The sequence below is a fragment of the Janthinobacterium sp. PSRC1-1 genome, from assembly GCF_049897525.1.
GTDB classification, from domain to species: Bacteria; Pseudomonadota; Gammaproteobacteria; order Burkholderiales; family Burkholderiaceae_D; genus Janthinobacterium; species Janthinobacterium tructae.
Genome location: NZ_JAFCWK010000002.1, coordinates 445,145 through 457,543 on the forward strand (window position 1 = coordinate 445,145; position 12,399 = coordinate 457,543).

17 protein-coding genes are annotated in these 12,399 nt (G+C 64.0%); 13 read left to right on the plus strand and 4 right to left on the minus strand.

The genetic code is table 11. The features are described 5' to 3' along the window. Positions 1 to 46 precede the first annotated feature (46 nt). Positions 47 to 865, plus strand: coding sequence for a cupin domain-containing protein (locus ACP7DW_RS05605; RefSeq protein ID WP_426054263.1), 819 nt, complete (start codon positions 47 to 49; stop codon positions 863 to 865). On the opposite strand, the gene ACP7DW_RS05610 is transcribed toward ACP7DW_RS05605, so the two are convergent. Next, positions 862 to 1,119: a DUF1488 family protein gene (locus tag ACP7DW_RS05610; protein WP_426054264.1), complete on the minus strand. Its 258-nt coding sequence runs from the start codon at positions 1,117 to 1,119 to the stop codon at positions 862 to 864. The genes ACP7DW_RS05605 and ACP7DW_RS05610 overlap by 4 nt on opposite strands. A gap of 12 nt (positions 1,120 to 1,131) precedes the next feature. Then, positions 1,132 to 2,283 (minus strand): sensor histidine kinase, encoded by a 1,152-nt coding sequence (locus ACP7DW_RS05615; RefSeq protein WP_426054265.1) that lies wholly within the window; start codon positions 2,281 to 2,283, stop codon positions 1,132 to 1,134. A 157-nt stretch (positions 2,284 to 2,440) separates the two neighbouring features. Here ACP7DW_RS05615 and ACP7DW_RS05620 point away from each other — a divergent pair, with 157 nt between their 5' ends. From ACP7DW_RS05620 to ACP7DW_RS05670, 11 genes are all read left to right on the plus strand, one after another. Beyond that, positions 2,441 to 2,758 carry a hypothetical protein gene (locus tag ACP7DW_RS05620; RefSeq protein WP_426054266.1) on the plus strand — a complete coding sequence of 106 codons (318 nt, stop codon included), beginning with the start codon at positions 2,441 to 2,443 and terminating at the stop codon, positions 2,756 to 2,758. A gap of 123 nt (positions 2,759 to 2,881) precedes the next feature. Then, the gene (locus tag ACP7DW_RS05625; protein WP_426054267.1) at positions 2,882 to 4,552 is read left to right on the plus strand and encodes a DUF6138 family protein; all 1,671 of its coding nucleotides are present in this window, start codon (positions 2,882 to 2,884) and stop codon (positions 4,550 to 4,552) included. Positions 4,553 to 4,667: 115 nt separating this feature from the next. Further along, positions 4,668 to 5,354 carry a hypothetical protein gene (locus ACP7DW_RS05630; RefSeq protein ID WP_426054268.1) on the plus strand — a complete coding sequence of 229 codons (687 nt, stop codon included), beginning with the start codon at positions 4,668 to 4,670 and terminating at the stop codon, positions 5,352 to 5,354. Between the two features lie 25 nt (positions 5,355 to 5,379). Beyond that, positions 5,380 to 5,700, plus strand: coding sequence for a hypothetical protein (locus ACP7DW_RS05635; protein WP_426054269.1), 321 nt, complete (start codon positions 5,380 to 5,382; stop codon positions 5,698 to 5,700). Between the two features lie 84 nt (positions 5,701 to 5,784). After that, positions 5,785 to 6,432, plus strand: coding sequence for a hypothetical protein (locus ACP7DW_RS05640; RefSeq protein WP_426054270.1), 648 nt, complete (start codon positions 5,785 to 5,787; stop codon positions 6,430 to 6,432). A gap of 95 nt (positions 6,433 to 6,527) precedes the next feature. Continuing rightward, positions 6,528 to 7,394 carry an alpha/beta hydrolase gene (locus ACP7DW_RS05645; RefSeq protein ID WP_426054271.1) on the plus strand — a complete coding sequence of 289 codons (867 nt, stop codon included), beginning with the start codon at positions 6,528 to 6,530 and terminating at the stop codon, positions 7,392 to 7,394. A gap of 94 nt (positions 7,395 to 7,488) precedes the next feature. Continuing rightward, positions 7,489 to 8,343 (plus strand): undecaprenyl-diphosphate phosphatase, encoded by an 855-nt coding sequence (locus tag ACP7DW_RS05650; RefSeq protein WP_426054272.1) that lies wholly within the window; start codon positions 7,489 to 7,491, stop codon positions 8,341 to 8,343. Between the two features lie 58 nt (positions 8,344 to 8,401). Continuing rightward, on the plus strand, positions 8,402 to 8,971 hold the full coding sequence (gene mntP / locus ACP7DW_RS05655; RefSeq protein WP_099763654.1) for a manganese efflux pump MntP: 570 nt from the start codon (positions 8,402 to 8,404) through the stop codon (positions 8,969 to 8,971). Positions 8,972 to 9,066: 95 nt separating this feature from the next. Beyond that, positions 9,067 to 9,273, plus strand: a complete 207-nt coding sequence (locus ACP7DW_RS05660; protein ID WP_298400260.1) for a hypothetical protein — start codon at positions 9,067 to 9,069, stop codon at positions 9,271 to 9,273. A gap of 171 nt (positions 9,274 to 9,444) precedes the next feature. Continuing rightward, a complete protein-coding gene (locus ACP7DW_RS05665) occupies positions 9,445 to 9,816 on the plus strand; it encodes a hypothetical protein (RefSeq protein WP_426054273.1) in 372 nt (123 codons plus the stop codon). Between the two features lie 73 nt (positions 9,817 to 9,889). Next, complete coding sequence (locus ACP7DW_RS05670) at positions 9,890 to 10,135, plus strand: hypothetical protein (RefSeq protein WP_426085193.1); 246 nt, start codon at positions 9,890 to 9,892, stop codon at positions 10,133 to 10,135. 7 nt (positions 10,136 to 10,142) lie between these two features. Here ACP7DW_RS05670 and ACP7DW_RS05675 read toward each other — a convergent pair whose 3' ends face one another. Continuing rightward, the gene (locus tag ACP7DW_RS05675) at positions 10,143 to 10,364 is read right to left on the minus strand and encodes a hypothetical protein (RefSeq protein WP_426054275.1); all 222 of its coding nucleotides are present in this window, start codon (positions 10,362 to 10,364) and stop codon (positions 10,143 to 10,145) included. A gap of 146 nt (positions 10,365 to 10,510) precedes the next feature. Here ACP7DW_RS05675 and ACP7DW_RS05680 point away from each other — a divergent pair, with 146 nt between their 5' ends. Further along, complete coding sequence (locus ACP7DW_RS05680; protein ID WP_426054276.1) at positions 10,511 to 11,224, plus strand: SOS response-associated peptidase; 714 nt, start codon at positions 10,511 to 10,513, stop codon at positions 11,222 to 11,224. Here ACP7DW_RS05680 and ACP7DW_RS05685 read toward each other — a convergent pair. Beyond that, positions 11,221 to 12,399, minus strand: coding sequence for a DUF418 domain-containing protein (locus tag ACP7DW_RS05685; protein ID WP_426054277.1), 1,179 nt, complete (start codon positions 12,397 to 12,399; stop codon positions 11,221 to 11,223). The genes ACP7DW_RS05680 and ACP7DW_RS05685 overlap by 4 nt on opposite strands.

A 12,399-nucleotide genomic window follows, 5' to 3' on the forward strand; every position in this document is an offset into this window, starting at 1 on the left:
TTGCTTTTAGTCTACAATTTATATCTTTCCGTCTCTTTGTTGCCCTATGGATCGCCTGTCTGCCTTGCTGATGCGCCTGGACTTTTCTGCCGACACCTTCTTCGAGGGGGCGTTTTGCGGCAGCAGCCACTTCCCGGCCCAGCCCGGAATTGGCCACCTGCACCTCGTGCGGCAGGGACCGGCGACCTTCACCCATGAGGACGGCACGCGGCTGCGGGTCGACCAGCCTGCGCTGGTTTTCTACCCCCGCCCGCTGGCGCATGGACTCGACACGGGCGGTGGCACGGCGCGACTGTTGTGCGCCACCGTCCGCCTGGCTGGCGGCGACGATGCCGTGATCGACAGCCTGCCGCCCTGCCTGCACGTCCCGCTGGCGCGGGCGCCGGCCATGGATGGCGTACTCGGGCTGATGGTCGACGAGGCGCAGCATGGCGGACTGGGGCAGAAACTGGTACTCAACCGCCTGTGCGACGTGCTGATCGTCCAGCTGCTGCGCCATGCGCTGGCCGGCAAACTGATTTCGGCGGCGCGCCTGTTCGGCCTGTCCGACCCCGCCCTCGCCAAGGCCTTGGCGGCCATGCACGACCATCCTGGGCGCCACTGGACGGTGGCATCGCTGGCGACCCTGTGCGGCATGTCGCGCAGCCGCTTCGCGCGCCAGTTCCACGCGGCCATCGGTTGCCCGCCGGCCCAATACCTGACGGGCCAGCGCATGCTGCGCGCCCAGGCGCTGCTCCAGCAAGGCCGGCTGGTGCAGGAGGTCGCGCTGGAAGTGGGCTATGCCAGCCAGCCGGCTTTCACCCGTGCCTTCCGCGCGTGCACCAGGCTGTCGCCGCGCGACTGGCTGGCACAGGGCAACAGCTAGAAATCGAGCGCCCGCAAGGCCACGCTGCTGACCAGCAGGTCGCGGCTCAGATAAGCGAAGGCGCGCTGGCCGATGCGCAGGCGGTGGGTGTCGAAGATGACCAGCCAGTCGCCGCCCTGGCACTGATCCAGGCTGCGCAAGGCCGTCACGCTGATGCGGCAAGTCTTTTCCACGCCGAAGACGGTCAGATGAAAGCGGACGGCGTCGCCCGCCGGTTCGAGCGCGATGCTGTCGCGCAGGATGTCATAGGGCATGGCCGCCGCCGTTCATGTGGCGACGTTGGCCGCAGCAGCGGCATGGCGTGGCAAGTCGATGATGAAGACGCAGCCATGGCCAGGCACGCTTTCCACGCTCAGGGCGCCGCCATTCGCTTCCACGCTGCGCCGGGCAATCGACAGGCCCAGTCCCAGGCCCGTCTTGTTGGCGCCGCCTTGCGTAAAGGGCAGAAACATGTCATCCACAGCCTGCGGCGACAGGCCGGCGCCGTTGTCCCTCACTTCGATCCTGATCCGTTCGCCGTGCGCATACGCGCGCAGCACCACCGTGCCCTTCGGCGAGCCAAACTTGAAAGCATTCTGCAGCAGGTTGCCCACGGCGGAGAGCAGCAAATCCTGGTCCGCATTGAGCTGCAGCAAGGGATCAACCTCGTCCACGATCAAAGTGCAGCGCAGCAACTCCGCTTCCAGGCTGGCCGAATTACGCACTTCACTGATGAAATTACTCAAGAGGAACACCGAACGCTGCAAGGTCAGGCCCGCCTCCACCCGCACTTCCACCAGCGAACGGTCGATCAAGGTACGCAAACCCACCAGGCTGCGGTCGAGCACGGCGCCAGTGGCGCCCGTCACGCCCATGCCGCCCTGCTTGATGGCGGCGACAGCCAGGCCGGCCGTGCCCAGGTGATTGCGCAGCTCATGGGCGAAAAAGCCGATACGCTGGCTCAGCAGCACGGCCTGCTCGTCGGCGATGAGCACATCGCGCCGCTGGATAAATTCGGAGACAGCTTCGGCAATGCCGTTATCGAGGCAACGGTTCAACGTTCTGAATTCTTCGACGGCAAATTGCTCGTCCAGCGCCACGGCAAGATCGCTGACAGCCTGGCACAGGTCGCCATAATCGTGCACCACCTGGCTGACCGAATAACCGAGCGCCAGCAATTGCCCGCCGTGCGTGGTGGCGCTGTCGGCCAGTTCCGATGTGCCCTCCGCACTGCCATCCGCGGGGCCGGAAATGGCCAGGCTCTTCGCCATCTGGCCCATCTCCTCCGCCTTCAGGGTGCGGATCAGCTGATCGAGGAAGATGGGAATGCCTTCCCTTAACTGTATTTCAGTCGAACAACGCAGGGGCCGGTTGGCGACCTTGTCACGGCAACGACGCTCCAGCTCGGCGCGATTTTCCGCTAGGAATAAATGCATCATGGCGTTTTCGGCAATCTCAATGATTCAGAACCACCCAGCCTAGCGCGATGACCCGTCAAGCACCGTCTGTTACCGTACATACCTGCATACTTGCGCGCACGCGTCGGCCATCCCCTGTGCTATTGTCACCGCATACATAACCAGGCCGGTGCCCCAGATGCAAAACATCGTTACCAGCGTTTCATTCCGCTACATCGATCCGCGCCACAAAGAGCCGGGTCCGAGCAGGCAATTCATCAACCAGAACATCCTGCTGCCGCCGGGTGCCCATCTGCCGCGCATGGGCGAAGCCATCGAATTGATGCACTGGGACTTGAACCGCGACATGAAATCGGGCGTGTATTCGGTGCTGTTCATCCACACGCGCATCGCCTTGTTTGACGGCAACGACAAGCCGTCCGGCTGGCACACCACGATTACCGTGGGCCCGCAATCAGAGGACATCGACGCGCGCTTTCTCACTGCCCCGTCCTGACGCCCGTGCGGCCCTTGTCGCGACCAAGCCCGGCACCTAAAATAGTGCTTTATATTAACAGTCAAACATGACCGTGACGGCAGCCGGTGGCGCTGTCACGCGCAAGGAAAGACGACGATACTGATGAGTACTCTTGTAGAGCTGGTAACACAGGAAATGACGGCGGCCATCCACGCCTGGTTCGATGAGCGCCTGCAGCGCACGGATCTGGAGCAATCCGTCCAGCGCACGACCTTGCAAGCGGGCATCTTCAATGACTTGCTGCTCGACTACAAGCCAGGGCGCGCGATCGCCGACGATCTCGACCTCGGCTTCGACGACGACGCGCGCCCCGGCACGGCGGCGCGCCTTGACGATGTGCAAATGCGCGAGGGTGTCGTGCCACAACTGACGGCCGTGGTACAGGCCCGCCTGGCGCCGCTGGTGGACACGCCGATGATCGACTACCGCTTCACCTGCCGCGGCAAGTTCCAGACGGCGCAGGGCAAGCTGCACCTGACGTTGCTGGAATACGTCAACGAGGATAAACGCCAGGCCTTACTGGAAAACATACACGCGTACATCGGGCAAAAGCTCACGCATGGCAAGCATCCGACGAAGCCGCTGGAAACGTTCTTCCTGGCGCGCCACCTGCTCGACCCGCAGCTGTTCCCGCAACTCGACGTGGCCTGGAGCATCGCCCAATACGAACACATCCAGGCCTTGAACAAGAGCCAGCCGGACTGCTTGGCCAAGCACCGTGCCGATATCATCCGCGCCATCACGCAATGGGCGGAAAACGTTTTCCTGCCGCAATTTTATGACCGCGCGCTGTCCGCCTACCGCGCCACGGAATACACGCTGAAAGCGGGCGCGGCGCCCGATGCACAGACCCTGCAGCCGATCGAGCTGCTGCTGTACGGCGCCGTGATGATCTTGCGCCATGACGCCAGCTACGCCAAATCCAAGGGCTTGAAGTTCCTGGAAATCGCGCGCGAACTGGGCAGCGAACGGGCCGTGCGCATGCTGCAGGAAGGCAGCGGCACCTTCCCCGATGCCGACATCCACCTGAAAAATGCGCTGCTGGAATGCCGCGCCAACGATGTGTTTGCCACGATCAGCATCACGATCGCCCGCGAAGAGCCAGACGCGTATGCGCAGGCGCTGGCGTTCGTCACGCAGTTGCTGCAAAACGGTTTTCCGAAAAGCTACCAGATCAAGCTCAAGGCCAAGACCAAGCAATATCTGCCCATCAAGGGACTGGCGAAATCCGACACGCACCGCTTCTTTGCCAACGCCCTCGCCCATGCCTGCCTGCAGCCGCAACTGGAAGCCTATGCGCGCGCGGCCATCGAAGAATTCGAATTCTATGCCGACACGGAAGGCGAAAAGAATTGCATGCCCGGCAGCTACGCCACGTTTGGCCTGGGTTTGCTCGATGCGCGCTATTTCCCCCTGGTACAGCACTACATGGCCAACGTCGATGAGGAACACCAGTGCGTGCAGGACCAGTTCACGGCGGCCTTTGCCGAGCAGCACGGCGTGACGACGGAGTCCATCCCCGTGCTGGCGGCGTGCCTGCGAGCCTGCACGGATAGCGCCAAGGTGAAAATCCAGGCGGAACTGGAAGAGGTGGAAAAGCTGGAACTGTTCTGCCAGCAACTGCAAGGGTTGGAAGGCTATCTGATCGAGCACATGCTGTATCCGGTCTGGGGCAAGCTGGAAAAACTGGCCACCCTGGCGCGCAAGGCGGACGGCCGGCGCAAGGAGCTGCTGCTGGCCTTGCTGGCAGCGGCGAGCAAGACCGACGCCTGAGGTGTGCAACGTTCCGTGCGCAACGTTATGACTTTCACCATTTATAATGCGGGCGCCATAGTTGCCATAAAGCATTTTTTGGCGCCTGACTGACATTGAATTGTGGAGAAATTACATGCACCAAATACAAGCAACATCGCGCACCGCCCTGCTGGCCGCAACCTTTGCCGCCGCCGTGGCGCTGGCGCAGCCCGCCATTGCCGCCGACGCCGTGGAACTGGCGCCGCTGGACGTCGCCAATCTGTACATCAAGACCATCATCAACCAGGATGAAGCCAGCGTCGCCAAACTCAACGCCTACCTGCGCCCCACGCGCCTTGCAGGCAAGCAAAGCGCCGAATATGCGTCGTACAGCGACTTGAAGGCGGCGGACGCCAAGTTTCCAGCGGAAACCGGCAAGCTGATCGCCGACCTGTTCCCGGCAGCCATGCGCGCGGCCGTGACGCCGGCCGCCGAGTTGCTGGCGGCGAACGTCATCGCCGCCAAGAATGGCGCCGCGTGCCAAGCCACCAAGGCGGACCCGGTGACGGTGGAAAACGGCATGCAGACGGCCGCCGTCAGCTTCGAATGCCAGGTTGTCAAGGTACCGGTGGCATGGGCGCCTGCCGCCCAGCAACTGGCGAAGAGCGGCTGCAAGGTCGAGCAATGCAAGGCCGGCCTGCAACAGATCGCCGCCACCTATACCAGCTCGCCAAAGCAGACCTGGCGCGCCGTGTTTGCCGTCAGCCGCGAAAAGAATTCGGAAGCCTGGCGCAACGATTTCGCGCGCGAAACTTTCGATGAAATCTGGGAATACCTGTAATCCCGGCGTCGTTTAGAATGGCCGGATGGATACCCTGATACCGCAGCCTGCAGGCCTGGCCTTGCTGCGCCTGCTCGACCCCGACCATGTGGAAGGCGCGGTGGTCGAGCAAGTGCTGGCGCAAGACTTGCCTGCCCTGCACGGCAGGCAATTGCTGGCGCTGCTGCGCCGGCTACGCGCCGCCCAGTCCAACCAGCGGCACTATGCGGGCGCCAGCGCCGAGCAGGCGGAACTGCTGTTCGGCGCCGCCATCGCCGCCGTCAAGGCGGAGCTGGCCACGCGCCCGCACCTGCCCAACAAGCAGGAAGCCAAAGCCCTGCGCCAGGCGGCGGCAAAGCGGCGCTGAACGGGCCTGCGGTGCGCAGGCCGGTGCGGCCCGCCTTCTATAATCGGTCACGCCATTTTGTTTCCCGCACTGAAAGGATTCCCCATGCCCACACGCTTTTCCCGCCATGCAGCCGGCTGCGCCGCACTTGCCTTCTCCGCTCTGGTCACCATGCAGGCAGCCCATGCCCAATCCCAGCCGGCAAACCCCATCGACGCGCGCGCCGTGTGGCAGGAACGCTCGCTGTCGGCCTGCCGCAGCGAAGAGTCGCCCACCGCGCCCGACGTCTGCCTGCTGCGCACCATGCAGCGCTCCGGCGCGCGCCCGCAAGCCATCGCCGCCGCCAGAATGCTGGTCAAGGCGAACAAGGCGGGCTTCATCTCCGCCTGGCGCCCGCTGGGCAAGGCGGCCCTGGCCACCGTCACCTATCCGTTTCGCGCCAACACGAATGAAGGCAGCTTGCTGATCGGCAGCGATGGCGCCGCCATCGACGTCGACGAGGACGCCGTGCGCGAGGAAGACCGCGCCACACCGGCCTGGCGCGCGTTTGCCGCCGCCCACCCGGACGCCGTGCCGTTCGCCCCCGCCGACTTTATTGGCAGCACGGCCACCGACGAGGGCGGCCAGCGCCTGCTGTTTTCCACGCCCCTGAAGAGCTGCCATGCCTGTGCCGACGATGGCGCGCTGCTGGTCGCCTATACACTCGACAAGGCCGGTATCGTGCGTGAGCGGCAGCTCTTGACGATCAGGTAAGGCTGCATCAAAGACAAGAAAGATGAGATAGAATTGCTTGATGGCATGTCTATACGAGTACATGCCATCGATCCAACTACTTATCACAGGAAAACATGCGCCGCTCTTGCCTTGCACTGCACCTCACCGCCGCCCTGCTGCTGTCCAGCCCCTTCCACCTCGCCCATGCCATACCGGCCGCTACGGCTACTTCCAGCGCGGCCACCCCGCTGGTCATCGGTGAAAGTTTCAACATCGATTCGCAGGCGCTGCAGGAACAGCGCCACATCAACGTGTACATGGCGCGCGCCTGGGATACCCCACCCGACGCGCCCTTGCCCGTGCTGTACATGCCGGACGGCGGCGTGGCGGAAGACTTTTTGCACGTGGCGGGCTTGCTGCAAGTGTCGGTGGCGAATGGCACGATGCGCCCCTTCATGCTGGTCGGCATGCAAAACACGCAGCGCCGGCGCGACTTGACGGGCCCGACGCAGAGCGCGGAAGACCACAAGATCGCCCCCGTGGTGGGCGGCGCGCCGGCCTACCGGGCCTTCATCCGCGATGAACTGATGCCGGAAGTCAAACGGCGCTACCGCACGACAGGCGAAACGGCCATCGTCGGCGAATCGCTGGCGGGCCTGTTCGTGGTGGAAACATACTTGCTGGAACCGCAGCTGTTCGACCACTATTTGGCGTTCGACCCCAGCCTGTGGTGGAATCATGGCGCCCTGCCGCGCCAGGCGGCGGCCCTGCTGGCCAAGGGCAAGCCGGGCAAGCGCAGCCTGTACCTGGCGTCCAGCAGCGAAGCGGGCATCGCCGTCGAAGTGCAGCGCCTGGCCGAGGTACTGGCAAAACAGGCGCCGCCGGGCTTGCAATGGCATCTGGAAAAGATGCCGGCCGAAACCCATGGCACCATCTATCACCCGGCGGCCTTGAAGGCGTTTCGCGCCGTATTCAAGCCGCAGTTGCCGGTCAGCCAATAAAACATGGACAAACTGTAATCTGGCGGGGGCCGTGCCCGCCGCCACTGGCGGGTAAAATCGGCGGCCCATCTTCCCCGGCCCGAGTCCCGTCCCCATGAGCTTTTTGCAACTATTTATACTTTCCATCGTCCAGGGCTTCGCCGAACTGCTGCCCGTCTCCAGCTCCGCCCACGTCATCATGGCGGAAAAATGGATGGGCCTCGATCCCACCTCGCCGGAACTGACCATGCTGCTGGTGATGCTGCACACCGGCACCATGTTCGCCGTCATCGTGTATTTCTGGGCATCCTGGCGCGCCACGTATTTCAGATCGGCCAGCGCCTTGCGCAGCAATGTGCTGCTGCTCGCGGCCGCCACGGCGCTGACGGGCATCGTCGGCTTCGGCTTGCTGAAAGCGATTACGCACGTCATGAGCAAGGATGCGCCCGGCTTTGAAATCGAGCACCTGTTCGGCAACGCGAAGCTGATGGCCGCCGCGCTGGCCGCCGCTGGCGTGCTGATCATCGTGTCGTCGCGCCTGCAAGCGCGCCAGCATGGCACCTTGTCCATCGGCAAGGCCATGCTGATCGGCGCCGTGCAAGGCCTGTGCCTGCCCTTCCGGGGCTTTTCCCGCTCGGGTGCCACCATTTCGGCCGGCATCGCCATGGGCGTGCCGCAGCGCCGTGCGGAAGAATTCAGCTTTGCCCTGGCCGTGGTGCTGACGCCGGCCGTGCTGGCCAAGGAGGGCTGGCGCTTTTACCAGGCCGTGGCAAATGGCAGTCTGGACCATCTGGAACACGGCAACAGCCTGCTGCACCTGCTGGGACCCAGCCTGCTGGGCATGCTGCTCTCGTTCCTGGCCGGCTTGCTGGCACTGCGCTGGCTGTCGCGCTGGCTGGAACAGGGCCGCTGGCATTTCTTTGGCGCGTATTGCCTGCTGGCCTCTGCCGTGGTGCTGTACCTGGGGTAAAATCGCCGGGTTTCCAGTTTATACACACATCCCAGCCAGGTTCCACAGAAAGCCAACGATGAATTTCGCCGCCACCGCCGCCCTCTCCCTCGCCATGTCCACCGATGCCTTCGCGGCCGCCGTGGGCAAGGGCGCCGCCCTGCACAAGCCGCAATGGCGCGAGGCGCTGCGCACGGGCCTGATCTTTGGCGTCATCGAAGCCATCACGCCCATCATCGGCTGGGCCCTGGGCAGCGTGGCCGCGCCCTACGTGGAAGCGTGGGACCACTGGATCGCCTTCAGCCTGCTGGGCATCATCGGCCTGTTGATGATACGCAATGCCCTGTCCGACGCCGACGAGGACGAAGCGCCGGCCCAGTCGCACTCGTTCTGGGTGCTGGCCGTCACGGGCCTGGCCACCAGCATCGACGCCATGGTGGTCGGCGCGGGCCTGGCCTTGCTGGGCGCCAACATCGTCGTCACGGCGGCCGCCATCGGCTTTTCCACCTTCGTCATGGTGACCTTGGGCGTGATGCTGGGCCGCGTGCTGGGCACGGTGGCGGGCCGGCGCGCCGAACTGGTGGGCGGCCTGGTGCTGATCATCATCGGCTGCGTGATCTTGTACGAGCATATCGGCCATCCGGCCTGAATCTGCGGCGCGCACGGCACAGCCGCTGGCGGCGCCGTCGGCCCGCTTTGTGCTACATTGAATGCTCTGCATTCCTGTCTCGCAAGGTGACCATCATGGAAACTCTGGAGCTGCTCTTCGCCTCGCTGGTGCGCGAGACTGCCGAATCGATACGCGACCACCACATTCCCTTTGCCATCAAGCACGATGAGCGCGCCTATTACGAATGGATGGATGCGCATCCGATCAATGGCTATATCCAGGAAGCGTATCGGGAGATCGAAGAAACGGCCCAGCAGATCCGCGCCATTCGCGCTGGGTGATGACGGCTGCCGCAAGCTACTGCGCGGGGGGCTTTGCGACCTGCGATGCTCACCGTACTCATGTACGGTTGCGCTTCTCGGCCACATATCCCCTCCGCTCGCTACGCTTGCGGCAGCCGTCGAGACGTTAGTTGAACCGTGGCTTGAATTAGTGGTCTTGATCCAAATCAAATGGCCCACTATTCCAATCGAATTGATGGTTCAAAGCCGGGACAATCAGGTCTGGAGGCGGGAGACATGGATCAGCAACAAAAACACCGGATCAGGGGTTACGAATTTCATGTGGCGGGGGCGCTGGAGAAGGATGGCCGCTATCGGGGCATGATTTTGATCAGCAAGCGCGGCGATACACAGCAGGTGTATGCCAAGCCCGTGCTGATAGAAACGCCCAGCAGCTTCAAGTCCGCGCATGCGGCCTTGATCGAGGCATCGGCGTATGCCCAGGAACTGATCTATAACGGCGCCATCAAGGCGCTGCTGCCAGCCGATGCGCCGGCGGAGAACAGGCAGGTGCCGCGGCCGCCGGATTTCGTCGGCAACTGACGCTGGCCTGCCCATCCGATCACCGAGGGCGGCGCGTATAATGACGCGCTTTCCCGCATAAAAACTCAACACCATGGAATTTGTGAATCTACCGCTGGTCTTCCTGATTGGCTGCGCGCTGATTGCCTTGCTGGCCAAGAAGAATGGCTACTCGTGGTACCTGTTTTTCTTTGCCATCGCCGTGCCGGCGCCCCTGTTACTGCTGGCCTTGCCGCATCTGCTGGGCGCGGAGACCGCTTCGCTGACTCCCGTACGTCTGGGCACGGCCCTGCTGTTCCCGCTCGCAGGCCTGCTGCTGGCCTTGCGGACCCGGCGCTAGCACTGCTTCAGCGTACCGGTATTCCATCGGCAAGGCGCCAGCCGACGGACAGCGCCAGTTGCTGCGCCTCTTTTTCATTGCTGCAGTCGTCGTAGTCGCAGGTATCCGCATACGCGCCGCGCGCCTGGTTCTGGCTGATATAGGAACCGACCCAGCGGCCGTCGCGGCGCTGACTGGCCGTGGCGCTGATGATAAAACCCTTGTGGATGGTGGGATTTTCAAATGACATACTTCCTCCAATGCAACAATAGCGTCAGAACCTGACTGGCCTTCACTGTGCGCCACATGCCGCCTGCAGTCTGTACGTTTGATCACACACAGAGAGGGCGCGCGCGCCAGCCATCATGGCGCCGGGCGATCGGGTATGATTTCGCCATGTGTGGAAGATTCGATCAAAACGACACGGCGCGCGTGATGGCGTCGTCCTTCGGCTGGACCGACGCGGTGTTCGACAGCGAGGCCGAGCCGCACCTGAACGTCTCGCCCGGCACCTACCGGCCCGTGCTGCATATCGAGGATGGCGTGCGCCGCGTCGACGACGTGTTCTGGGGTTACCGCCCTGCTTGGGCCGCACAGGCCGTGCCCGCGCCCGGCAAGAAAAAAATCCCCATCGCCATCAATGCGCGGCTGGAAAAACTCGCTGGCGCCTACTGGAAACCCTTGCTGCGCGCCGGGCGCGGCATCGTCTGCGTGTCCGGCTGGTATGAATGGACGGGGGAAAAAGGCACGAAGCAGCCGTGGCACATCCACCGCCGCGACCGCGCGCCCCTGTTCCTGCTGGCGCTGGCCCATTTCGGCCCCTGGAAGCACAGCCGCGAGGAAGCGGGCTTCGTTCTGGTGACGGCCGACAGCCTCGGTGGCATGGTCGACATCCACGACCGCCGTCCCGTGGCCGTCAGCCTGGAAGACGCGCACCGCTGGCTAGCCCCCGAGCTCCCCCCCGAGCAAGCGCTGCACCTGGCGCGCAGCTGCATGCTCGACGTGGACTTGTTCGAATGGCATGCCGTGGATAATCCGCTCATACCCACGGCCAGGGCCAAGGCGCCGCCGGCTGCGGCGCAAACCGCATTTGACTGGGGAACGGATTAAGGCAGGCGCGCCAGGCGGCGCCACAGCGCCTCCATGGGACCTTGCCTGAAATGGCGCAGCCAGTAGCGGCTGAGTATCACCTGCCCCGCCATGATCGCTACCGCCAGGCCCAGCATCTCGGCCGGACGCAGCGTGGCGCCCCAGCCCAGGCCCGGCCCCTGCAGCAGCCAGGTGCCGATCAGCGATTGCAGCAAATAATTACTCAGCGCCATGCGTCCCACGGGCGCCAGCCATGACCCCAGCCAGCGCAGCATGCCGGGACCGGCCAGCATCAGCGCGGCCACATAGCCGGCCGCCAGCACGGGGCCGCCGGCGAACAGGCCCACTTCGAACAGGGCCGCGTCCAGCACGGTTTGATACGGATCGGCTACCTGCCACGCGATGGCCCCCGCCGCCAGCAGGTTGAACGGCAAGCCCACGCCCAGGCCCACCGCGCGCACGCGGCGCCACAGGCGCTGGTGGCGCCGCGGCTGCGTCAGCCAGCCGCAACGCACGGACAAGATGCCCAGCAAGAACAGCACGATGATATGCGGCAGCATGACGATGGCGTACAGCAGCGAGACGAGAAAATCGTTGGCGCGCTGCCTGGCCACGGCCCACGCGCCGCCTTGCGTATACATCGCGTGGCGCTCCGCAAAGGCTTGCAGCTCGCGCGCGATGTCCTGCGCACCGCCCTGCTGGCCCACGGGAATCAACAGGCACATGAATAATAGAAAACCGGCCGCCACCAGCCAGGCGCGGTTGCGCACGCGGCTGAGCCTGGCGGACGCCAGCGGCAGGATCAGCATGCCGGCCACCGCATACGAGGTCAGCACGTCGCCGCTCCAGATGAGGAAACCGTGCAGCAGGCCAAACACCAGCAGCCAGCGCAGGCGGCGCCGATAGGCCGCTTGCGCCTGCTCCCAACCGCCCAGCTGGCGCCGCAGGGAACGTGTCTGCAGGGCAAAGCCGGCGCCAAACAAAAACGCGAAGATGGGATAGAACTTGAATTGCGCCAGCGCCGCCACGCCGAAAATGACGAGTTGGTCCAGCACGGGCGGCTGCGCCGGCAAGGTGCCGTAACGCAAGGACAGGCTGCCCCAGGCGAACGACCAGATATTCACCAGCAAGATGCCAAACACGGCGATGCCGCGCAGCACATCGAGCTGCAGCAGTCTGCCGGGTTTGGCGCTCAC